Origin of the sequence: Luteibacter aegosomatis (assembly GCF_023078455.1) — a bacterium.
In the GTDB taxonomy this organism is placed as follows: domain Bacteria; phylum Pseudomonadota; class Gammaproteobacteria; order Xanthomonadales; family Rhodanobacteraceae; genus Luteibacter; species Luteibacter aegosomatis.
On record NZ_CP095740.1, the window covers coordinates 4,080,075 to 4,101,645 of the forward strand.

The 21,571-nt window shown below is 68.3% G+C and carries 18 protein-coding genes; 5 read left to right on the plus strand and 13 right to left on the minus strand.

All coding sequences use genetic code 11. The features are described from left to right. Nucleotides 1-87: 87 nt before the first annotated feature. Nucleotides 88-996 (plus strand): drug/metabolite exporter YedA, encoded by a 909-nt coding sequence (gene yedA, locus L2Y94_RS18355; RefSeq protein ID WP_247370801.1) that lies wholly within the window; start codon nucleotides 88-90, stop codon nucleotides 994-996. A 364-nt stretch (nucleotides 997-1,360) separates the two neighbouring features. Here yedA and L2Y94_RS18360 read toward each other — a convergent pair whose 3' ends face one another. Genes L2Y94_RS18360 through L2Y94_RS18375 form a run of 4 tightly spaced genes read right to left on the minus strand, consistent with a single transcriptional unit; the run spans nucleotide 1,361 to nucleotide 5,821 of the window. Then, a complete protein-coding gene (locus tag L2Y94_RS18360) occupies nucleotides 1,361-2,674 on the minus strand; it encodes an ABC transporter permease (RefSeq protein WP_247370803.1) in 1,314 nt (437 codons plus the stop codon). A gap of 13 nt (nucleotides 2,675-2,687) precedes the next feature. After that, entirely contained in the window at nucleotides 2,688-3,854 is a 1,167-nt protein-coding gene (locus L2Y94_RS18365) for an ABC transporter permease (protein ID WP_247370806.1), read from the minus strand. Nucleotides 3,855-3,868: 14 nt separating this feature from the next. Continuing rightward, the gene (locus L2Y94_RS18370; RefSeq protein ID WP_247370808.1) at nucleotides 3,869-4,552 is read right to left on the minus strand and encodes an ABC transporter ATP-binding protein; all 684 of its coding nucleotides are present in this window, start codon (nucleotides 4,550-4,552) and stop codon (nucleotides 3,869-3,871) included. A gap of 18 nt (nucleotides 4,553-4,570) precedes the next feature. After that, the gene (locus L2Y94_RS18375) at nucleotides 4,571-5,821 is read right to left on the minus strand and encodes an efflux RND transporter periplasmic adaptor subunit (protein WP_247370823.1); all 1,251 of its coding nucleotides are present in this window, start codon (nucleotides 5,819-5,821) and stop codon (nucleotides 4,571-4,573) included. Nucleotides 5,822-5,942: 121 nt separating this feature from the next. Here L2Y94_RS18375 and L2Y94_RS18380 point away from each other — a divergent pair, with 121 nt between their 5' ends. From L2Y94_RS18380 to L2Y94_RS18390, 3 genes are all read left to right on the plus strand, one after another. Then, entirely contained in the window at nucleotides 5,943-6,629 is a 687-nt protein-coding gene (locus L2Y94_RS18380) for a fumarylacetoacetate hydrolase family protein (RefSeq protein ID WP_247370843.1), read from the plus strand. Between the two features lie 73 nt (nucleotides 6,630-6,702). Beyond that, nucleotides 6,703-7,110, plus strand: coding sequence for a large-conductance mechanosensitive channel protein MscL (gene mscL, locus L2Y94_RS18385; RefSeq protein ID WP_247370846.1), 408 nt, complete (start codon nucleotides 6,703-6,705; stop codon nucleotides 7,108-7,110). A 109-nt stretch (nucleotides 7,111-7,219) separates the two neighbouring features. Then, nucleotides 7,220-8,662 carry a M20/M25/M40 family metallo-hydrolase gene (locus L2Y94_RS18390; RefSeq protein WP_247370849.1) on the plus strand — a complete coding sequence of 481 codons (1,443 nt, stop codon included), beginning with the start codon at nucleotides 7,220-7,222 and terminating at the stop codon, nucleotides 8,660-8,662. 334 nt (nucleotides 8,663-8,996) lie between these two features. On the opposite strand, the gene L2Y94_RS18395 is transcribed toward L2Y94_RS18390, so the two are convergent. The 3 genes from L2Y94_RS18395 to L2Y94_RS18405 form a co-directional block, all read right to left on the minus strand. Then, nucleotides 8,997-12,101, minus strand: coding sequence for an efflux RND transporter permease subunit (locus L2Y94_RS18395; RefSeq protein WP_247370851.1), 3,105 nt, complete (start codon nucleotides 12,099-12,101; stop codon nucleotides 8,997-8,999). Between the two features lie 10 nt (nucleotides 12,102-12,111). Continuing rightward, a complete protein-coding gene (locus L2Y94_RS18400) occupies nucleotides 12,112-13,248 on the minus strand; it encodes an efflux RND transporter periplasmic adaptor subunit (RefSeq protein WP_247370853.1) in 1,137 nt (378 codons plus the stop codon). A 115-nt stretch (nucleotides 13,249-13,363) separates the two neighbouring features. Continuing rightward, nucleotides 13,364-13,858: a MarR family winged helix-turn-helix transcriptional regulator gene (locus L2Y94_RS18405; protein ID WP_247370855.1), complete on the minus strand. Its 495-nt coding sequence runs from the start codon at nucleotides 13,856-13,858 to the stop codon at nucleotides 13,364-13,366. Nucleotides 13,859-13,898: 40 nt separating this feature from the next. On the opposite strand from L2Y94_RS18405, the gene L2Y94_RS18410 reads away from it, so the two are divergent. Continuing rightward, nucleotides 13,899-14,408: an O-acetyl-ADP-ribose deacetylase gene (locus tag L2Y94_RS18410; protein ID WP_247370857.1), complete on the plus strand. Its 510-nt coding sequence runs from the start codon at nucleotides 13,899-13,901 to the stop codon at nucleotides 14,406-14,408. A gap of 170 nt (nucleotides 14,409-14,578) precedes the next feature. Here L2Y94_RS18410 and L2Y94_RS18415 read toward each other — a convergent pair whose 3' ends face one another. From L2Y94_RS18415 to L2Y94_RS18440, 6 genes are read right to left on the minus strand one after another with little or no spacing between them, the layout of a single operon-like run. After that, nucleotides 14,579-16,249: a BatD family protein gene (locus tag L2Y94_RS18415; protein WP_247370859.1), complete on the minus strand. Its 1,671-nt coding sequence runs from the start codon at nucleotides 16,247-16,249 to the stop codon at nucleotides 14,579-14,581. A gap of 2 nt (nucleotides 16,250-16,251) precedes the next feature. Then, nucleotides 16,252-18,156: a tetratricopeptide repeat protein gene (locus L2Y94_RS18420; protein WP_247370861.1), complete on the minus strand. Its 1,905-nt coding sequence runs from the start codon at nucleotides 18,154-18,156 to the stop codon at nucleotides 16,252-16,254. Further along, nucleotides 18,153-19,133 carry a VWA domain-containing protein gene (locus L2Y94_RS18425; protein ID WP_247375330.1) on the minus strand — a complete coding sequence of 327 codons (981 nt, stop codon included), beginning with the start codon at nucleotides 19,131-19,133 and terminating at the stop codon, nucleotides 18,153-18,155. The genes L2Y94_RS18420 and L2Y94_RS18425 overlap by 4 nt, the downstream gene beginning before the upstream one ends. Next, the gene (locus tag L2Y94_RS18430) at nucleotides 19,126-19,608 is read right to left on the minus strand and encodes a DUF4381 domain-containing protein (RefSeq protein ID WP_247370864.1); all 483 of its coding nucleotides are present in this window, start codon (nucleotides 19,606-19,608) and stop codon (nucleotides 19,126-19,128) included. Before L2Y94_RS18430 ends, L2Y94_RS18425 begins: the two co-directional genes overlap by 8 nt. Further along, nucleotides 19,608-20,522 carry a DUF58 domain-containing protein gene (locus L2Y94_RS18435; protein WP_247370868.1) on the minus strand — a complete coding sequence of 305 codons (915 nt, stop codon included), beginning with the start codon at nucleotides 20,520-20,522 and terminating at the stop codon, nucleotides 19,608-19,610. The genes L2Y94_RS18430 and L2Y94_RS18435 overlap by 1 nt, the downstream gene beginning before the upstream one ends. After that, nucleotides 20,519-21,511, minus strand: a complete 993-nt coding sequence (locus L2Y94_RS18440) for an AAA family ATPase (protein ID WP_247370870.1) — start codon at nucleotides 21,509-21,511, stop codon at nucleotides 20,519-20,521. Before L2Y94_RS18440 ends, L2Y94_RS18435 begins: the two co-directional genes overlap by 4 nt. Nucleotides 21,512-21,571 lie beyond the last annotated feature (60 nt).

A 21,571-nucleotide genomic window follows, 5' to 3' on the forward strand; every position in this document is an offset into this window, starting at 1 on the left:
CAGGTTTCGCTACCGCGCGCCGCGCGGCGGCGATATCGTGAACGTTCGCGCCGCACCCCACGCGCGCTTGCCCCTGGATCGCGCCCCATGTCCGACACCGCCTGTACCGCCACGCCATCTTCGACGCTCACCGATCCGCGCTGGATGGTGCCGATCTCGCTGCTGTCGATGTACGTCATCTGGGGTTCCACCTACCTCGGCATCCGCTACGCGCTGGCGAGCTACCCGCCCTTCCTGCTCGCGGCCATCCGCTTCGCGATCGCGGGCGTCCTGCTCTTCGCCGTGTTGCGGCTCCGTGGCTTCGCACTTCCCACGACGCGGCAATGGCGCAACGCCGCCATCGTCGGCACCTTGTTGCTGGCGGGCGGCAACGGGCTGGTGTGCTTCGCCGAGCAGACGGTGAGTTCGGGTATCGCCGCCGTGGCGGTGGCGAGCATGCCCCTGTTCGCGGCGGTGTTCGCTGGCCTCTACGGCGAGTGGCCGTCGCGTGGCGAAACCGTGGGCCTGCTGCTGGGCTTCGTCGGCGTGGTGGTGCTCAACCTCGGCGCGGGCCTCTCCGGTTCGCCGCTCGGCGCCGTGGCGCTGATCGGCGCGGCGATGGCCTGGGCGTTCGGCTCGGTGTGGTCGAAGAAGCAGGACATGCCGGCCGGACCGATGAACACGGCGGCGCAGATGCTGTGCGCGAGCGTATCGCTCACCGTCATCGCCCTGCTTCACGGCGAGCGGCTGCCGGCGCATCCGCAGGCCAGCGCCACCGCCGCGCTGGCTTACCTCATCGTGTTCGGGTCGATCGTCGCGTTCAGCGCGTATCTCTACGTGCTGAAAACCGTGCGGCCGGCGCTGGCCACGAGCTATGCCTACGTCAACCCGCCGGTGGCCGTGCTGTTCGGCGTGGCGGTGGCGGGCGAGCACGTGGGGCCGTTCGATCTCGCGGGGATGGCGATCATCCTCGTCGGCGTGGGCATCATCACGATGATGCGAACCCGGAAAGCCTGAGGCCGGTGCCCACGCGACGAGCATGGTTTTCGCGGTGCCGCACCTACGGAAACGGCACGACAGCGCACGATGTGAAGCGTGTCCCACGCTCTACCGCCCGCGACGATTTTTGAGAATCCTTCCATATCCCCCGGCGGCGCGGACGACCTAGCCTCCTCGCTTTTCGCCAGCGGGATAACCCCACGTGACGTCCAACACAGTTTCACCGCGAGCGCGCCTCCATCTCTGCGCGGCCCGGGCGGCGACGGTCTTCGGAGTAGCGATGGCCGCGCTCGCGTCGTGCCATGCGTCCGACGATGCATGGCAGCCGCACCCGGCGGAAACGAACGACGCCCCACTCGCCGCCGAGGGGGCGTCATGATCGTCACAGCTCGCGCAAGGCCGTCGTTACCGGCAGGCGAGCCGCGCGTAGCGCGGGAAACAGCCCGCCGATGAAGCCGATGGCGAGTGCCCACTTGATACCGGTCCAGAGCAGCGCGCCGCTGACGTGGAAGCGGAACACCACCTGGCTGAAGTTCGCGCCGAGCGTCGACGCCGAATAGCCGTTGAAGATGATCCACACGATGCCCGCGCCGATCAGCCCGCCGAGCAACGCCAGCAACATCGTCTCCAGCATCACCGACACCACCACGGGCACGCCGCGGAAACCGATCGCACGCAAGGTGGCGATCTCCCGGGCACGCGCCTGGATCGCGGCGAACATGGTATTGAGCGCGCCGAACACGGCGCCGATCGCCATGATGATGCCCACGGTGATGCCGACGATGCGCAGCACCTTGGTCAGGCCTTCGGACTGCTTGCTGAAGTACTCGCGCGTGGTGGTGGCGTCGACCTTGAGCCGCGGGTCGGCGGCGAGGTTGGCCTTGAACGCGTCGAAGGCCTTGGGCGAATCGAGCAGCACCGTCACCGAGGCGACGCTGCTGCCCCGTCGATAAGCCGACGCGACGCTCTGCGTGTCGCCCCACAGCTCCGATTCGAGCGCGTCGCCCGAGGCGAAGGTGCCGACGATGGTCCAATCCTGCCCGGCCAGCCGCAGCGACTTGCCGACATCCAGCCCTTCGAACTGCGCCTTGGCGCCCTTGCCGACGATCAGCTCGCGCAGACCCGGGTTGAACTTGCGACCCTCGACGATCTTCACCTGATCGCGCAGCGCCCACACGTCGCCGCTCACGCCGCGAATGGGCACGTTGGAGTCGCTGTTGGGATCGCCTTTGCGCGGCAGGTTGGCCACCACCACCAGCTCGCTCGACGCGATCGGCTTGCCGTCGGCGCCCTTTTTCACGCCAGGCGCCTGGATCACCACGTTGGCGCTATCGCGGTCGAGCACGGAGTTGAGTTCCGCCTGCGAGCCGCCACGCAGCACGATGGCCGTATGGTCGTTGCCCGTGGCGCGCAGTGTTTCGGCGAATCCCTCGCTCATCGCCAGCATCGCGACGAGCACGCCCACCACCCCGGCGATGCCCACCACCACGACCGACGACGAACCCAGCCGTTGCCACACCGTCGAAAGGCCCACGCGGGTCACCTGCCAGGTCTGCCGGCCACGCCGGGTGAGGGTCATCCACAGCGCCAGCAGCACCGCGAGCACGACCACGCCCTGCCAGGGCAACGCGATCCACAGCGCGAGGAACGCCGCGACGACGAGCAGCATGAGCAATCCGGTACCGAAGCTCTTCATGAGGTCTCTCCCTTCAGCGCCCGGCGAGCGCGTCGACGATGTTGAGGCGCATGGCGCGAATGGCGGGCAAGGCACCGACGAGCGCACCGATGACCACCATCAGCCCGAGGCCGAGCAGCCAGGTCTGCGTGCCGATCGGAGGCAGGTTGAGCATGCCGCCGCTGCCCTTGGCCACGATCGGCACCAGCACGGCGGCGATGGCCAGGCCGATCACGCCGCCCAGCACGAGCAACAGGATGCCTTCGGCCAGCACCATGCCCAGCACGCTGCGACTGGAGAAGCCGATGGTCTTCAGCACGGCCAGTTCGTTCGTGCGCTCGCGCACCGCCTGCGCCATGGTGTTGCCCGTGAGCAGGATCAGCGTGAAGAACACCGCACCCATGATGGCCGAGACGATCAGCCCGATGTCGCCGAGTTGCTTGGCGAACGAGGCGTTGAAGGCCTGTTCGGTCTGCGTCTTGGTTTCGTGATCGGAATTGGCCGAGAGCGCGTCGATGGCCTTCGCCACCTGGTCGGCCTTGTCGGACGACGTGAGCTGCACCACGTACCAGCCCACGGTGTTGCCGATGCTCTGGTAGGCGTTGGCCTCCTGGAAATATTTGTAGTGGAAGAAGAACTGCTGGTCGGTGCCGTTGGCCGCGCCCTTGGCGGGCGTGTAGATGCCCACGATGTCGAAGGGCCAGGTCTTGTCGCCGTTGCGCTGCGGGAAGATCGTCGATTGCAGCGGGATCTTGTCGCCCACCTTCCAGCCGAACCGCTTGGCCAGCGCTTCGCCCACGATGGCGCCGGTGCGCGTGGTCTCGAAGGCCTTGCGCTGCTCGGGCGGCAACTGGACCTCATGGTAGATGTCGAGGTAGTTGTCGCTGACGGCGAAGCTCAGCACGAAATTCTTCGGATCCTGGTAGATGCCGCCGAACCAGTTCGCGTGGCCCACCGCCTTCACGCCGGGAATGGCCTGCATGCGCGTGGCGAGGCTCGAGGGCAACGACTGGATGATCGAATAACGCGAGGTGGTGAGCAGGCGATCCACGCCGATCACGCTATCCCCCGAGGAAAACGCCGCACGGGTGGCGTCGAGCATGCCGAACAGCAGGAACGCGGCGAGGATCGACACCAGCGTGAGGAAAGTACGCAACTTGCGCCGGAACAGCGCCGCCCAGATGAGGTGCAGGTATTTCATGCCGGCATCTCCGTTCAGGCCGCCTGCTCGACGAGGGCGCCCTTGTCGAGATGCAGCGTGTGGTTGGCATATTCGGCCGCCTTCGGATCGTGGGTGACCATCACGATGGTCTTGCCGTGTTCGCGGTTGAGTTCGCGCAGCAGGCCGAGGATGTCTTCGGCCGACTGGCGGTCGAGGTCGCCGGTGGGCTCGTCGCAGACCAGCAGCGTGGGATCGGACACGATGGCACGCGCGATGGCGACGCGCTGCTGTTGGCCGCCCGAGAGCTCCGACGGCTTGTGCGTGGCGCGATCGGCCAGGCCCACCAGTTGCAGCGCCACCGAGGCATTCTGTTTGCGCTGCGAGGCGGAGAGCTTCGTCAGCAGCAGGGGCAGTTCCACGTTGCGCTGTGCGGTCAGCATCGGCATGAGGTTGTAGAACTGGAACACGAAGCCGACGTGCGCCGCGCGCCAGCGGGCGAGCTGCCCGCCGCTCATGCGGTCGATGCGTTCGCCGGCCACGCTGAGGCTGCCGCCGGTCGGCGTATCCAGCCCGCCGATGAGGTTGAGCAGCGTCGTCTTGCCCGAACCCGACGGCCCCATCAGCGCGAGGAAGTCGCCCTCCTCCACCTTGAGGTTCACGCCGTGCAGCACTTCGACCTTCTGCCGGCCGCGTTCGTAGACCTTGGAAAGATCCTGGATGTCGATCAGGGTGCTCATCGGTATCTCCGTGCGCTATCAGGGGGCCGGCTTGGCGGGTTGGACGGCGTTGCCGTCGGCGAGGTCGTCGGGAGGCGAAACGATCACGGTGTCGCCGGCGTTCACGCCGGTCGTGACGAGGCGAAGATCGCCGCTCGCGGCGGCGGCGGTGACGTCGTGGCGCCGCGCATGCCCGTCGGCCACGATGAACACCACGTCGTGCCCGTCGCGCTGCACGATGGCGGCCGCGGGCACCATGACGCCCTTGGGCGCGGCGGACGCCGTGGGCGCGCGACGCTCGAGGAACGACACGCGCACGCCCATGTCGGGCACGATGCGCGCGTCCTTCGCTTCCAGCGCCACGCGCACCTTCACGGTGGCCTTGCCACGATCGGCGGCGGGCACGATGGCGATGACGTGCGCGGGAATCTTCCAGTCCGGGTACGCGTCGAGCACGGCCTCGGCCGGCATGTCCGCCTGCACGCGGCCGATGTAGGCCTCGTTGACGTCCACGTCGATCTCCAGCGAGTCCATGTCGACGATGGTGCCCACGCCGGTCCGCGTGAAGCCGCCGCCGGCGGACAGCGGCGAGACGATTTCGCCCACCTGCGCGGCCTTGTCGGTGATCACGCCATCGAACGGCGCGCGCACCACGGTGTAGTCGAGGTTGACCTGCGCCACGCCCACCTGGGCGTCGGCCGCCCCGGCCTGGCGGCGGGCCGTCTGCAACTGCGCGCGGTAGGTGTCGGCCTGGGTGCGCGCCTGCTCGGCGAGCTGCCGCGATACCAGGCCCCGCCCGACCAGCGCCTCCTGACGGTCGGCGTCGCGCAGGGCCTGGGTGAGCTGGGCTTCGCTCTGCGCCACCGTCGCGTGGGCGGCGGCGGCGCTGGCCTGGGCCGATTGCAGGTTGGCGCGCAGCGCGTTGTCCTCCAGGCGCGCCAGCACCTGGCCCTTGCTCACGCGGTCGCCTTCCTCGATCAGCACCTCGGTCAGCGTGCCCGTGATCTGCGCCGACACCGTGGCCTGGCGCCGCGCGGTGACGTAGCCGGTGGCCTGCAGGACCGCACCGGCTTCGGCGGCGCTCGCGGGAGCCACGGCCGTGGCGGTGCGAACCTCGACGGGGCGCCGGGCCAGGAATACCCAACCGCCGCCGGCCAGGGCCAGCAGCGCGAGCACGACGGCGAGCACGATCCAGACGGTACGCATGCCCCCGCCGTTGCCGCCACCCGGCGTGTCCTTGTGCGATTTGTCGATCTTCAGCTGCCGCAGCAGCTCGGCGTTCGAATTCATGCTCCCCTGGTCCCCGTCGTCGCCCATGGCAAGATCATGCGATCGACGCAGACCGTGAACCACTTGCCGCCATCAGTCATCTGCCGTGACAGGTGTCACCCGGGACCGTTAACCTAGCCGCATGAATACCGTCATCCCTTCGCCGGCCCAGCCGAGCATCCCCGTCGCCGGTCGAGCCGAGCGCTTTCCCGTCCGCCGCATCTTCTGCATCGGCCGCAATTACGCCGACCACGCGAAGGAGATGGGCGCGACGCCCGACAGGACGAACCCCATGTTCTTCACCAAGCCCGCAGACGCCGTCGTCACCGACGGCGCGGACGTGCCCTACCCCTCGGCTACCGAGGATCTCCACCACGAGGTGGAGATGGTGGTGGCTCTCGGCGCGGGCGGTTCGGACCTCTCGCCCGACGAGGCCGGCAAGCTCGTCTGGGGCTACGGCATCGGCCTGGACCTCACCCGCCGCGATCTCCAGGCGCAGGCGAAGGCCAAGGGCGCGCCGTGGGACGTGGCCAAGGCCTTCGATCATTCGGCTCCCATCTCCGCCCTCGTACCCGCCACCGAGGCGCACCCTTCCGCCGACACGCGCATCGCGCTGGTGGTCAACGGCGAGGTGCGCCAGTCGGCGACCCTGGGCGACATGCTGTTCACCGTGCCGGAAATCCTCTCGCACCTGTCGCGCCTGTTCGAGTTGAAGGCCGGCGACGTCGTCTATACCGGCACGCCCGCCGGCGTGTCGGCGTTGGTGCGCGGCGACCGTTTTCGTGCGACGCTCGGCGACATCGCGACGCTCGAGGGGCGCGTCAGCTGAATTCGCGAAGTCCTGACATGCGGGCCTTTAACCTCGACGATTCGTCACACCGCCAACGAAGGAGAACAACCCGATGAGCTTCATCGCGGAATTCAAGAAATTCGCCCTGCGCGGCAACGTGGTCGACCTCGCCGTCGGTGTGGTCATCGGCGCGGCGTTCGGCAAGATCGTCACCTCGCTGGTCGACAACATCATCATGCCGCCGCTCGGCTGGGCCATCGGCGGCATCGACTTCTCCGACTGGAAATGGGTGCTCAGACCGGGCGACGCGGCCGCGAAGATTCCCGAAGTGGCCATCCAGTACGGCGTGTTCATCAACGTGCTGATCCAGTTCATCATCATCGCCTTCGCGATCTTCCTGGTGGTCAAGGCGATCAACAAGCTGACCCGCCACGAGGACAAGCCGGCCGCGACGCCCGCCGACGTGGTGTTGTTGCAGGAGATTCGCGATCTGCTGAAGCAGAAGGACCGCGCTCCCTGAGGCGGTTCGCATTCCCATCGCGGACAGGGTCCGCGATTCGTGACTTCCGGCCTACTCGCCCTCCCCACCCCGGCGCAATAATCGGACCTTTCCGTCCCCGGGGGTTACCATGCGCCACACCTTCCGCCTGCACGCGCTCGCCGCGTGCGTCGCGTTCGCTTTCTCCGCCCATGCCGCCGCCAAGGACACGGTCATTCCCGCGAAAGCCGTCGCCGCCGCGACCGAGCTGCGCGATAGGGCGATGAATGACAACACCGGCTACGACTTCGTCGCCGGGCTCACCACCGAAGTCGGTCCGCGCCTGGCGGGCAGCCCCGCCGACAAGCGCGGCGTGGAATGGACGGTGGCGAAGTTCAAGGCCATGGGTTTCGACAAGGTCTACACCGAGAAGGTGAGTTACCCGCTGTGGGAGCGCCACAGCGAACACGCGCAGGTCGTCGCGCCTTACCCGCAGCCGCTCACGCTGACCGCGCTGGGTTATTCCGCCGGTACGCCGAAGGGCGGGCTCACCGCCGAGGTGGTGGCCTTCGACGATCTCGCCGCGCTGAAGGCGGCCGATCCGGCGACGGTGAAGGGCAAGATCGTCTACGTCAGCACGCACATGACCCAGCAGAAAGACGGCCACGACTACGGCATGGGTTCGGCTACGCGCACCGGTGGCGCGGTGATCGCCGCGAAAATGGGCGCCGCCGCCTACCTGCTTCGTTCGGCCGGCACCGACCCGCACAGCCGCACGCCGCACACGGGCGTGACCGGCTTCCGGGATCCGAAGGAGGCGATTCCCGCCGCCGCGCTGTCGCTGCCGGATGCCGACCAGCTCGAGCGTATCGTGAAGCAGGGCAAGCCCGTCACGCTCAAGCTCGACCTCGATGTCGGCTTCAACGGCACGTATGAAGGTTCCAACGTGATCGCCGAGGTCACGGGCCGCAAGCACCCGGACGAAGTCGTCGCCATCGGCGGACACCTGGATTCGTGGGACCTGGGCACGGGCGCCATCGACGACGGCGCGGGCGTGGCCATCGCCGCGGCGGCCGCGAAGCTCATCAAGGACATGCCGCAGCGTCCGGATCGCACCATCCGCGTGATCGCCTTCGCGAACGAGGAAATGGGCCTGTGGGGCGGTCGCGCGTATGCCGAGGCGCATGCGAAAGACGTATCGAAGTTCCAGCTCGGTACGGAGTCGGACTTCGGTTCGGGACGCGTGTGGCGCATGAGCGCGTCGGTGAAGCCCGAGGCACGCAACGCCATCGCGCAGATCGCCAAGGTGCTCGAACCGATCGGCGTGGCTTACGACACCACGAAACCTGGCGGTGGCGGTTCGGATCTCTCGCAGATGCATGCCAAGGGCATGGCCGCGCTGTCGCTCACGCAGGACGGCACGACGTACTTCGACTACCACCACAACGCGAACGACACGCTGGACAAGATCGACCCGAAGGATCTCGCGCAGAACGTGGCGGTGTATGCGGCGTTCGCGTACATGGCGGCGCAGGCGGACGGGAATTTCGGCTCGGCGCCCGGGGCGTTCGCGAAGGATGGGGCGCACGACTGAGCGCGGCCGAAGAGCGCCCGGGTAAGTGGGTCGCGCCCGGGCGTCGAGACGCTGGGTTCCTGCCTTCGCAGGAACGACGAGCTATACGCTTGACCGCATCGCGTATTCCCCTCACGTCATTCTTGCGAAGCTCAAGACGCTGGGTTCCTGCCTTCGCAGGAACGACGAGCTATACGCTTGACCGCATCGCGTATTCCCCTCACGTCATTCTTGCGAAGCTCAAGACGCTGGGTTCCTGCCTTCGCAGGAACGACGAGCTATACGCTTGACCGCATCGCGTGTTCCCCTCACGTCGTTCCTGCGAAGGCAGGAACCCAGCGTCTTGCGCCCACCGTCAGTGATGCGCCACCGGCTCCCCACCCACTGCCTTCGGCGCGATCCGCTCCTGCAGGCGGTTCATGTACAGATAGATCACCGGCGTGAGGTAGAGCGTCAGGATCTGAGACACCACCAGGCCGCCGACCACGGCAAGACCCAACGAACGACGGGTCTCCGCGCCCGCGCCGATACCGAGGGCGATCGGCAGGGTGCCCGCGAACGCCGCGGCCGTCGTCATCATGATGGGGCGAAAACGCACGCGGCACGCTTCATAGATGGCGTCGAACGGCGCCACGCCCTCGTCGCGCTGACGTTCCAGCGCGAAGTCGATCATCATGATCGCGTTCTTCTTCACGATGCCCACGAGCATCACGATGCCCACGAAGGCGAAGAGATCGAGCGACGCGTCGAAGATCACCAGCGTGAGCAACGCGCCCACCGCCGCCGCCGGCAGGCCGGAAAGGATGGTGAGCGGATGGATGAAGCTCTCGTAGAGGATGCCCAGCACGAGGTAGATCACGAACACGGCGAGCAGCAGCAGGAAGCCCATGCCCTTGATCGAATCCTGGAACGCCTGCGCCGTGCCCTGCACGCTGCCGCTCAAGGTGGCGGGTAGCTTCATCTCGGTGGTGGCGCGATCGATGCTCGCCACCGCGTCGCTCAGCGACACGCCCGGCGCGAGGTTGAACGACACCGTCACCGCGGGCAGTTGCCCCTGATGGTTGACCGTGAGCACCTGCGGCTTGCGCTCGAACCGGGCCACGGTGCTGAGCGGAATGAGCTTGCCGCTATCCGACGTGACGTACAACTTGGACAGCACCGCCGGATCGTCCTGCATGCGACGTTCCACCTGCAGGATCACCCAATACTGCGTCGCCGCGCCGTAGATGGTGGAAATCTGGTTCTCGCCGAACGCCGTGCCCAGTGCCGTCTGCACCTGGTCCATCGTGAGGCCCAGCGGCGCCAGCTTGTCGCGGTTGACTCGCACGATCATCGACGGGCTGTTCAGATCCAGGTCGGTCGTGACGTCCTGGAAACCCGGCAGCTTCTGGAACGCGGCGACCAGCTTGCCCGACCAGTCGTACAGTGCCTGCAGGTCGGTGGACTGCACCGTGTACTGGTACTGCGCCTTCGACTGGCGGCCGCCGACCTGGATCGCCGGGGGATTCTGGATGTAGGTACGGATGCCCGGCACCTGCGCGAACTTGCGCCGAAGCTCCTGGATGATCTCGTCGGGCGTGGTGTAACCGCGCGCGCTTCGCTCTTTCAGGCGGAGCAGGATGGAGCCGGAGTTGATCGTGGTGCGCGGTCCGCCCGCGCCCACGGTCGACATGTAGCCCTCGATGTTCGGATCGTCGCCGGCGATCTTCGCCAGCGCCTGCTGGCGTGCCGACATCGCGGCGAACGAGATGTCCGTGGGGCCTTCGGTGGTCACGCGGAGCTGGCCGCTGTCGCCCGACGGGATGAAATCCTTCGGCGTGATCGCGAAGAGTACGCCGGTGGCCGCGAGGCTCAGCACGAACACGCCGATGACGACGAGCGGCCGGCGCATGCACCAGCCCAGCGTGCTCGTGTAGCCGTTGCTCATCGCGGCGAAACCCCTGTCGAACCAGGCCACGACGAAGCTGCGCTTGCCGTGGTCGTGCGCCTTGACGAAACGGCTGCAGAGCATCGGCGTCAGCGTGATCGATACGAAACCCGAGATCAGGATCGACACGCTGATGACCACGGCGAACTCATGGAACAGGCGACCGACGATGCCACCCATGAACATCACGGGGATGAACACCGCCACCAGCGACAGCGTCATCGAGAAGATGGTGAAGCCGATCTCGTTGGATCCCTTCACCGCGGCGTCGAAGGGCCGTTCGCCCAGCTCGATGTGACGCACGATGTTCTCGAGCATCACGATGGCGTCGTCCACGACGAAACCCACGGCCAGCGTCAACGCCAGCAGCGACAGGTTGTCGAGGCTGTAGCCCAGCGCGAACATCGCGCCGAAGGTACCCAGCACCGAGATCGGCAACGCCACCGCGGGAATCAGGGTGGCCGAGGCATTGCCGAGGAAGAGATAGATCACCGCCACCACGAGGATGCCGGCGAGGATCAGGGTGAATTGCACGTCGTGCACGGAATCGCGGATGGACACCGAGCGGTCGTACATCACGTCGAGCTTGACCGACGGCGGCAGCGTGGCCTTGAAGCCCGGCAGCAGGTCGAAGATGCGATCGACCGTTTCCACCGTGTTCGCCCCGGGCTGGCGCTGGATCGCCAGCGTGATCGCGCGCGTGCCGTTGAACCAGCTGGCCTTCTGGTCGTCCTGCACGCTGTCGCGCGGCACGGCGATGTCGGAGAGGCGCACCGGTGCGCCGTTGCGGTAGGCGACCACCACCTGGTTGTAATCGGCCGCGCGCATCAGTTGGCCGTCCGAACGGATCGACAGCAGCTGGCGGCTGCCGTTGAGCGAACCGGTGGCCTTGTTGACGTTGGCGGCGGCGATCGCCTCGCGCATCTGATCGACACCGATGCCCGTCGCGGCGAGGCGGTCGGGATTCACGGCGATGCGCACGGCGTATTTCTGCGAACCGTAGACGTTCACCTGCGCCACGCCGTCCACCATCGACAGGCGTTGCGCGAGCTCGGTTTCGGCGTAGTCGTCCACGGTGGACAACGGCAGCGTCGACGACTGCATGGTAAGGAACAGGATCGGCGCGTCGGCCGGATTCACCTTGCGGTAGGTGGGCGGCGTGGGCATGTCCTGCGGCAACTGGCGCTGCGCGGCGGAGATGGCCGACTGCACGTCCTGCGCGGCGCCGTCGATGCTGCGGTCCAGCGCGAAAGTGACGGTGATGGTGGTGGACCCCAGCGAACTGGTCGAACTCATCTGGTCGATGCCGGCGATGGTCGACAGCTGCGCTTCCAGCGGCGTGGCCACCGACGACGCCATGGTCTCGGGCGAGGCACCCGGGAGGCTCGCACTGATGTTGATCGTGGGAAAGTCGACGTTGGGCAGTTCGTTGACGGGCAGCCTGGGGTACGCGGCGATGCCGAAGATCACCAGCGCCGCCATCAGCAGCGTGGTCATCACCGGCCGGCGGATGCAGAGTTCCGGCAGGTTCATGGCGCGATCCTCAGGCCTCGTCGACGCGCACGCGCGCACCGTCGGTGAGCAGCATCTGTCCTTCGGTCACCACCACCTCGCCACCTTGCAGGCCCTTGTCGATCACCACGCGGCTGCCCGAGGTCGCGCCCGTGGTGACGGACCGCTGCTCGACCGTGTGGTCGGCCTTCACCACGAAGACGAACGCACCGGCCGTGGAGCTCTGCAAGGCCACGACGGGGATGCTCACCGCGTCGGGCAGGCGCGTGGTGGGCAGGGTCACCTCGGCGAACTGGCCGGGCGTGAGCCGGCCGTCGGCGTTGTCGAACCGGCCCTTCAGGACGATGGTGCCCGTGGTCGCGTCCACGGCGTTGTCGATGAATTCCAGCTCGCCCTTGAGCGGCCCCTCCGTGTCACCGGGAATGTGCGCCTCGACGGGTAGCGTGCCCTTGCGCGCCTCGATGCGCACGGCGGCGAGGCTGTCCTCGGGCACGGCGAACGCCACGCGGATCGGGTCCACCTCGTTGAGCACCACGATGTCGGTGGTGTCCGCGCTCAGCGTCGCGCCCGGATAGGCCAGCGGCGCCCCGGTGACGCCGTCGAACGGCGCGGTGATGGTGGTGTAGTCCAGTTGCACCTGGGCCGCGCGAACCGCCGCCTTGTCGCTCTCGAGGTTCGCCCGGGCCACGCCGAGGTTGGCCTTGTAGAGGTCGTAGTCGGCACGGCTGACGAAGCCCTTGCCGAGCATGCTCTCGAAACGCTGGAGATCGGCCTCGGCCTTGGCGAGCGAGGCCTGGTCGCGGGCGACATTGCCTTTCGCCGCGTCGAGCGCGGCCTGCAAGGGGCGCGGATCGACCTGGGCGAGCAGGTCGCCCTTCTTCACGTGGCTACCGGGGGTGAAGGCGAGCTTCTGGATCTGGCCGTTGACGCGCGAACGCACGTTCACCGTGGAATAGGCCTCGGCACGACCGATGATCCTCAGCGACAGGTCGATTTCGCCACGGGTGGCGACCGCCGTGGTGACCGGCACCCCCGCGGGGGACGTCTTGGCCGTGGCTGTCGGGGCATCCTTCGTCTGACCGGTGTGCCGCCAGACGAACGTCACGGCCACCGCGACGAGCAGGAGGCCGATGACGAGGAGGAACTTCTTCCCTGGGGATCGCTGCATGGTTTCTCCGGCCGATGCCACCTGGATCGGTCGCCGCGCGGGGGAAACGCGGTCATGGGTGAACGGCTATCGTAAGCCCTAACGCATGCGTTGCGGATCGGTTGACGGCAAGAATTCAGCTTTCTTCGCAGGGGCCGTCGAGAGCCTGGAGGTTTTCCTTCATGCGGTTGAGCGTGTCCAGCGTGGTCTGGAGGTCTTCCGCCGCGATTCCTCCCACGGCGTCCAGGCGCAGACCCCGGGCGATGTCTTCCATGTCGTCGATGACACCGCGCGCCTGCTCGGTGTCGTGCAGGCGCCAGGCGCGGCGATCCTTGGGATCGGCGCGACGTTCGACGAAGCCCGCGGCCTGCAGGCGATCGATGACGCGCCCCACGGCGATGGGTTCCATGTCCAGTTGCTCGGCCAGTTCGTTCTGGCGCATGCCGGGGCGACGATGCAGCGTCTTCAGCGCCCGCCACTGGGCACGCGTCAGGCCGAACTTCACCGCCCGACGGTCGAAGTGCTTGCGGAAGAGCAAGGTCACGTCGTTGATCAAATAGGCGAACGAGATGTCTTCAACTTTGAACTGGTCGGCCATGGCCTTCTGGGTGATGCTTCTGGTGCGCCCCATCCTAGCCGTTTGCAGCCCGACCGTCATAGGAAAAACCCCGATGCGTATCGAAGTCACCCAAGCCGACATCACCACCTTGGCCGTGGATGCCATCGTCAACTCCGCCAACGAATCCCTGCTGGGCGGAGGCGGCGTGGACGGCGCCATCCACCGCGCCGCCGGGCCCAGGCTGCTGGCCGCCTGCCGCCTCCTGCCGGAAACGCGCCCGGGCGTGCGCTGCCCTACCGGCGAAGCCCGGATCACGTCCGGCTTCGACCTGCCCGCCCGTTTCGTCATCCATACCGTGGGGCCGGTGTGGCGGGGAGGATCGCATCGGGAACCCGACCTGCTGGCGGCGTGTTATGAGAATTGCCTCAATCTGGCCCGGGAACAGGGGGTCGACTCGATCGCGTTTCCGGCGATCAGCGCGGGGGTGTACGGGTATCCGCTGGATGAAGCGGCGCGGATCGCGGTGGATGGCATCCGCCGGGCTTCCTGGCGACCGGAGCGGGTGGTGTTCTGCACGTTCGGGGCCAGTGCGACGGCTGCCTATGAAGGGCTGCTTCGCTGAAAGGACGTTCGTGGCGACCTGGATTCGCCGATACGATCGGCTCCCACCCCTTCGGTAGGACGTCTGCTACCGAAAAGGAGGCCCATCACATTGGCGAATCCAGCCCCGGCAGGCCCTCCGCTACCGGAGGGTGGGAGCCGATCGTATCGGCGAATCCAGGTCGCGAGAGCTCATCGGGGATAAAGCGGTGGCAATACGTCTTCCCCTCCGCTCGCCACGGACATCCAGTCGAAGCCGTTGGCAAAGGCGTCTTTAAGGGTAATGCCCTGCAACGCCCCGCCGCCGAAACGAGCACGCTGCACCATCGCGATGGCGTCGCGTTGCGGCCCTTCACGCAATAGCACCGACAAGCCACCCAACGAACGGACGTCCGGACGATGGACCTTCGCCCAGGCGAGCAGGGCACGTTCGATCGACGCGGCATCGCCCTGCCCGGCCGCCTGCATGAAGGCGTCGCGTGCGGGACCGTCGCGAAGCGGCGGCGGCACCGGCAGCGAAGTCGTCGCCACGACAGGCCGACGACGCGAGGCCAGCCACCAGGCCACCAGCGTAAGCACCCAGAGCAACGCCATGCCGATGAAGAGCCACTGCCACGGATGGCCCGTCGCGGTCACCGCGGGTGGCGCGGACGACGGGGCAGTCGGAGCCGATGCCGATGGCGGGGCGGGCTTCGTCCCGGCCGCTCCGCTACCGGGCGATACGTCGAGGTCGTGCGCCGGGATGGTCGCGACCTCGGCCTTGTCGGTCACCACGTTCCACCAGTGCAACGTGGTTTCGGGAATGTGCAGCGTGCCGGCCCGCGTGGGCACCACGGCGAAGCTTTGCTGGCGCCGTCCCGTTACCCAGGAACCGTTCGTGCTCCCGCCCGTGACGGCCTTGTCCGGGTAGATGTCGGCGCCATCGAGCTTCGGCAGGGAAAGCGCCGGCAAGGCCTCGTAGGGCATGCCGACGGCGTCCAGCCGCATGGTGAGCGTGAGGGGCTGGCCGACCACGGCCTTGCCGTCGGCAGGCAGGCCGTCGAGGGCGAGTTTCAGCGCGCGCGCCGGAATCCATGCGCCGTCCGCCGCACCGGCGGGGCGCCCGCGTACCTCCACCCGAAGCTTCTCGGCCACGGCACTGACGGGCGAGCCCGAACCGAAGAAGGCGCCCATGTCGTTGGGATCGACCACGGTGCCCTGGAACGCGGGCGGCTGGACATCGAGCGTGCCCGCTCGCTGGGGAAAGATCGCGTAATGGCGTTCCACGACGTTGAAACGCCGGTTGCCGCGCATCGTCTGGTAGTTGGCATCCTGGCCGACACGACGCACCTCGGCGCCTTCGGCCGTGGGGTCGCCGAGATTGCCGTCCGCGAGATTGGTGAAATACAGGCGCAACGTGTAGTCGATCTGCTGGCCCACATAGGCCTGCGCGGGGTCGACCTTCGCCTCGAGCTGAACCGGTGCATCGGCATTCGACGGAGCGTCGTGCCCGGCCGCTTCGACGTCCAGTTCGAGCGGCTGCGTCTTCTGCGATCCGATCACGAGCGAGGGCACGGTGAGATGGCCTTCGCGCCGCGGACGCAGCGCGATGCCGAGGATCGCATGCGCTTCACGGCGCCCGTTGACGATGCTCAGCGAGTGGTTGGTCGACGTACCCAGCACGACGAAGTCGGCCGACAACGGCGACAGGTCGGGTGTATCGGCATCGCCCTCGCCCACCTCGATATTGAGCGTCACCGTCTCGCCCATGCCGATGCGGCTGCGATCGAGCGAAGCGACGGGCGCCGCCTGGGCCAGTGCGAGCATGGGCCACGCCAGCGCCCAGACGAGGGCGAGCATCATCGGGTACCGCAAACCACGCATCGTCATTCCTCCGGCTCCGCGCCGTGCCGACGCTGGTACTCGAGCATGAATTTCCTCCGCAGCAGGCCACCCGGATCGTCCGGAACGCGCATGAGTGAACGACGCACGTCGGCGGGCAGCTTCGACGACGCATCTTCCGCCGACATGGTGCCGAGGTCGTGGCTGCCGTCGTCTTTCTTGTCCTGTGCCTTGCCGTCCTTGCCCAGCGCGGCGTCCATCTGCTGCTTGAGCGCCGATTGCGCACGCTCGGCCTGCGCGCGTTCCGCCTGCGACTTCGTGGCGGCATCACCCTGCGGCGATTCGCCCTTGCCCTGTCGTTGACCGGCGTCCTTGCCTTCGCCCTCGCCGGCCTTCGACGGATCGCCCTGTTGGGGCTGGCCCTCGTTGCCACCCGCGTCGCCGGACGACTGGCCGTCCTTGCCCTGATTCTGCGCATCCTTGTCCTGGCCGCCTTGCGAACCCTGCTGGCCCTGCTGGCGTTTGGAGGGATCCTTGTCGCCCTGCTTGCCGCCCTGGCCGTTCTTCGAGTCGTCGTTCTTGTTCTGCTTCTGCTGCTTGAGGAAGTCCTCGACGGCCTTGCGATTGGCAGCCGCATCGGCATCGCCGGGATTCGTTTTCAGCGCACGGTCGTAAGCGGCGATCGCTTCCTCGTAGCGCTGCTGTTTCGCCAACGCGTTGCCGAGGTTGTATTGCGAATCGGCGTCCTTGCCCTCCTGCAACGCGGCGGCCGCGGCGGCGTAATCGCCGGCGCGATACGCGGCGGCACCGCGCAACGAGGCGCTGTTCGCGAGCGACTGGGCTGCCGCCGCATCGCCCTTGGCCAGCGCGTGCGCGGCCTGCTGGTCGCGCGTACGGAAAAGGTCGGCCAGGCCGTCGGCGTGCGCGGGGCGCAGCGGCAAAAGGGCCAACACGAACACGATGAGCCAGCCACGCCGGAACGCCAGCGCGACGAGCGGCAGCAACGGCAGCAGCAACCACGCACCGCGATCCTGCCATTGTCCCGACGTGGCACCCGAGACCGCGTTGCCGGCGCCTTCGTCGTGCAGCATCGCCGACAGCGAGGAGACATCGGAGGCATCGTTCGCCACCGGCACATAGCGTCCGCCACCGGCGTCGGCGAGCGACGAGAGGGATGCGTCGTCGCGCGGCGCCATCACGATGGCCCCCTGCGCATCCTTGATGAAGCCGCCGTCCGGGCTGGTGATCGGACCGCCGCGCGAGGTGCCGATGCCGAGCACCGACACGCGATCGCCCGCGGCGCGTGCGCGCCGTGCGGCCGCGGCGGCATCGGCATCCACCCGGTCGGTCACCAGCACGATGGAGCCGCCATGCAGGTCGGCCCGGCGGATGAGGTCGGCGGCGAGGTCGATCGCCTTGCCCGCGTCGTCGCCCTCGACCGGCATGGTGTCCGGCGAGAGCGCGTTGAGCAGGTCGTCGACGCTGTGGGCGTCGGTGGTGAGCGGCGCGACGGTAAAGGCTTCGCCGGTGTAGGCGACGAGCGCGTTGAGGCCGCCCGCATTCGCCTCGTAGAGTTTGCGCACCTTGTAGCGCGCACGACTGAGACGATCGGGCACGACGTCGTGGGAGAGCATGTGTTGCGACATCGATACCACCACCACCTGCGCGCTGCGCTCGGCGAACAGCTGCTGCGTCTGCCGGTTCCACGTGGGCCCCGCCAGGGCGAGCACGGCGAGGATGCCGGCGGCGGCGAGGGCGAACGCGGGAGCGCGCGTCGACGCCGGCGCGCCGTCGAGCAGGTGCGGCAGCAGGGCGGGATCGGCGAGCCGCGCGAGTACGCGCGCGCCGGGCTGTCGCCGCGACAGCAGCCATGCCGCCACCGGTACCGCCAGCAGCAGCCACAGCCAACCTGGCTGGATGAAATGGAAGTTCGCCAGCAACCCGTTCATGCGGCGCTTCTCCGCCACGTCAGGCCCGGCAGGGCCGCGAGGGCCAGCAACACGAGGGAGGCGATCAACGGCCAGCGGAACAGCTCGTAACGCGGCCGCAGGGCGGCGCCTTCCTGCGGCACCGGCTCGAGCTGGTCGATGGCCCGATAGGCGTCGGCCAACTGGCGGGTGTCGGTGGCGCGGAAGAAGTGGCCGCCGGTCTGGTTGGCGATGTCGGTCAACATGCTCACGTCGAGGTCGGCCGATGGGTTGACCGTATGCGCGCCGAACAGATCGTCCACGCGCATCGCGGTAGCACCGATGCCGATGGTGTAGACCTTCACGCCCGCCGCCTTCGCCGCGCGCGCGGCCTCGCGGGGCGAGATCGATCCGGCGTTGTTCACGCCGTCGGTGAGCAGCACCACCACGCGCACCTGCTCGGGCATGTCGGCCAGCCGCTTGACCGCCACGGCGAGCGCATCGCCGATGGCCGTTTCGCGCCCGGGCAGGCCGACCACCGCACCGTGCAACTGCGCCCGCACGGCGTCGAGATCGTAAGTGAGCGGCGTGACGAGATACGCCTGCGAACCGAACAGGATGAGGCCCAGTTCGTCGCCCACGCGGCGGTCGATGAAGTCGCCGGCGATGGCTTCCACCGCGGTGAAACGCGTGACCTGACGACCGGCCAGTTCCATGTCGTCGAGCGACATGCTGCCGGAGAGGTCCACCGCCAGCATCGTCGCGCGGCCGCTGCGGCGCTGCGGCTCGGGGGGCCCCAGCCACTGCGGGCGTGCCGCCGCCGTCACCAGGCACAGCCAGGCGAGCACGAGCAATGCCGTGGCGGCGAACGGTGCACGGCCCATCGGTCCCTGCGCCAGCGCCAGGCCGGGGTGCGGCAGGTTGAGTGCCTGCGCGGGCCGCACGGGACGCAGCACATGGCGCAGCAACCACGGCAACGGCAGTGCGGCGAATACCCAGGGCCAGGCGAACTCAGGCAGGGACACGTGACGTCCTCCGCATGGCGGCCCGCACCCAGGCTTCGACGTCGCGCGCCGTGGCGGCGACGTCGAGCTCGGCCTTCGGCCGGTACATCGTCCCGTCGAGCGCGACGAGGCGATCGACCGCCACGCGCGGCGCCTGCGTCGCGAGCACGCGACGCCAGTCGTCGCCGGACGACGTGACGCTCCGCGGGTCGCGCAGGCGCGCCACGCGTCGCAACAGCTGGCTCGCGGCGGCGGCGAACGCGGCGGCATCGCCGTCCGTCGCATACCGTTCGCGCGCCGCATGCAACTCGGCCACCACGGCATCGGCACGGCGACGGCGTGCCGCGCGGCGACCCCAGGCAAGGGCGGCGACGATGCAGGCAACGACCAGCAACGCGATCAGCGCCCACCAACCCGGTGCCAGCGGCCACCACATCGAGACATGGGGCACGTGGATATCGCGCAACGCCGGACCGCTTTGCTGCTGCATCACGGCCTCCTCGCACCGAGCAGGGCCACGACGGCATCCAGCGGATCGGCCGCGGTGTCGATGGCCCGCTGGCGCAGGCCGAGCCCGTTCGCCAAGGCGAGCAGGCGATGACGACCCTCGCCCATGGCGCGGGTGAAGGCGGCCCGTTCGCGATCGGCGTGCAGCGCCACGTCGTAGTGGACGCCGCGATGAGCGAATGGATAACGCCCGGCGGGAGGCTCGGTCATCTCCAGCGCATCGGCTACGTTGAGCACGGAGACCTCGGCCTTGCCGACGAGGCCGAGCATGCGGCCGCGCGCGGCCTCGTCGACGCAGAAGCCGTCGCTCACCAGCAAGACGCGCGATGCGCCATGCATCAGGCGGCCGGCCCGCTGCAACGCGGCGGAAAGGCTTTCGTCCTCGCCCGTGGGCAAGGCATCCCAGGCGGCGATGGCACCGGCCACGGCCAACGCGCCGCGCGCACCGCCCTGCGGCTTCACCAGCTGGCGCTGCGCGCCGAAGGCAAGCACGCCCACGCGATCGCCGCCGCGTATCGCGTACCACGCGGCCAGCGCCGCGGCGCGCGCGGCCTGCACCGACTTGAAACGCACGCGGGTGCCGAAGCGCATGCTCGCGTTGGTATCGAGCAGCACCAGAAGGCGGCCTTCGCGTTCTTCCTGGAAGAGCTTGGTGTGGGCCACGCCGCTGCGCGCGGTGAGGCGCCAGTCCATCCGGCGAACGTCGTCGCCGGCCTGGTAGACGCGCGATTCGGCGTAGTCCATGCCCCGTCCGTGCAGGCGTCCCGGACGCTGGCCGCTACGCGGCGCGCGGGATACCACGGGCGGCGCGGGTGCGCGCATCGCGCGCGAGCGCAAGGCGATCAGTTCGGGCAACGAAACACGTACGCGCCCGTCGGCGGCGGCGACGGCGTTCACGGCAGCGGCACGAGATCCAGCAGGCGGTCGACGATGGTATCCACGCGCACGCCCTCGGCCTCCGCCTCGTAGCTGGGCAGCACGCGATGGCGCAGCACGTCGTGCGCGACGGCGTGGATGTCTTCCGGCAACACGTAGTCGCGACCGGCGAGCCAGGCATGCGCCCGTGCGCAGCGATCGAGCGCGATGGTGGCGCGCGGGCTGGCGCCCCAGGCGATCCAGCGGGCCAGTTCCGGCCCGTACTTGCCGGCCTCGCGCGAGGCCACCACCAGTTGCGTCACGTAGAGTTCGAGCGGCGGCGCCATGTGCACGGAGAGCACCGCGTCGCGCGCGGCGAAGACATCGTCCGGGCGCAACAGGTGGGCCACCGGCGGCGCGGGATGCATCACCTGGCGGGCCTGGTCGCGTGCGAGGCGCAGGATCGCCAGCTCCGAAGCCGCATCGGGATAACCGATGGTCACGTGCATCAGGAAACGGTCGAGCTGGGCCTCGGGCAGCGCGAAGGTGCCCTCCTGCTCGATGGGATTCTGCGTGGCCATCACCATGAACAGCTCGGGCAGCGGCCAGGTGCGCCGGCCGATGGTGATCTGGCGTTCGGCCATGGCCTCCAGCAGCGCCGACTGCACCTTGGCCGGCGCGCGGTTGATCTCGTCGGCCAGCACGATGTTGTGGAACAGCGGCCCGCGCTCGAACTCGAAGGTGCCCGTCTGCGGACGGAAGATATCCGTGCCGGTCAGGTCGGCGGGCAGCAGGTCGGGCGTGAACTGGATGCGGTGGAAATCGGCCTCGATGCGGGTGGCGAGGGCCTTGATGGCCGTGGTCTTGGCCAGGCCCGGCGCGCCTTCGACCAGCAGGTGACCGTCGGCGAGCAACGCGATCAGCAGGCATTCGACCAGGTGGGGCTGGCCGATGATCCCCCGGGCCAGTTCCTCGCGCAGGCGGACGAAGGCCTCCTGAAGCGGCGTCGTGGCGGTCGGCGTGTCGGACATCGGCGGGTCTCTACGTGGGCGTCAGGCCCGATCAGACCACAGCAAGGGCGAGAAGTTTAG

Coding starts and splice junctions, on each gene's coding strand:
- yedA (WP_247370801.1), top strand. CDS start 88: ATGTCCGACACCGCCTGTACCGCCACGCCATCTTCGACGCTCACCGAT.
- L2Y94_RS18360 (WP_247370803.1), bottom strand. CDS start 2,674: ATGAAGAGCTTCGGTACCGGATTGCTCATGCTGCTCGTCGTCGCGGCG.
- L2Y94_RS18365 (WP_247370806.1), bottom strand. CDS start 3,854: ATGAAATACCTGCACCTCATCTGGGCGGCGCTGTTCCGGCGCAAGTTG.
- L2Y94_RS18370 (WP_247370808.1), bottom strand. CDS start 4,552: ATGAGCACCCTGATCGACATCCAGGATCTTTCCAAGGTCTACGAACGC.
- L2Y94_RS18375 (WP_247370823.1), bottom strand. CDS start 5,821: ATGAATTCGAACGCCGAGCTGCTGCGGCAGCTGAAGATCGACAAATCG.
- L2Y94_RS18380 (WP_247370843.1), top strand. CDS start 5,943: ATGAATACCGTCATCCCTTCGCCGGCCCAGCCGAGCATCCCCGTCGCC.
- mscL (WP_247370846.1), top strand. CDS start 6,703: ATGAGCTTCATCGCGGAATTCAAGAAATTCGCCCTGCGCGGCAACGTG.
- L2Y94_RS18390 (WP_247370849.1), top strand. CDS start 7,220: ATGCGCCACACCTTCCGCCTGCACGCGCTCGCCGCGTGCGTCGCGTTC.
- L2Y94_RS18395 (WP_247370851.1), bottom strand. CDS start 12,101: ATGAACCTGCCGGAACTCTGCATCCGCCGGCCGGTGATGACCACGCTG.
- L2Y94_RS18400 (WP_247370853.1), bottom strand. CDS start 13,248: ATGCAGCGATCCCCAGGGAAGAAGTTCCTCCTCGTCATCGGCCTCCTG.
- L2Y94_RS18405 (WP_247370855.1), bottom strand. CDS start 13,858: ATGGGGCGCACCAGAAGCATCACCCAGAAGGCCATGGCCGACCAGTTC.
- L2Y94_RS18410 (WP_247370857.1), top strand. CDS start 13,899: ATGCGTATCGAAGTCACCCAAGCCGACATCACCACCTTGGCCGTGGAT.
- L2Y94_RS18415 (WP_247370859.1), bottom strand. CDS start 16,249: ATGCGTGGTTTGCGGTACCCGATGATGCTCGCCCTCGTCTGGGCGCTG.
- L2Y94_RS18420 (WP_247370861.1), bottom strand. CDS start 18,156: ATGAACGGGTTGCTGGCGAACTTCCATTTCATCCAGCCAGGTTGGCTG.
- L2Y94_RS18430 (WP_247370864.1), bottom strand. CDS start 19,608: ATGCAGCAGCAAAGCGGTCCGGCGTTGCGCGATATCCACGTGCCCCAT.
- L2Y94_RS18440 (WP_247370870.1), bottom strand. CDS start 21,511: ATGTCCGACACGCCGACCGCCACGACGCCGCTTCAGGAGGCCTTCGTC.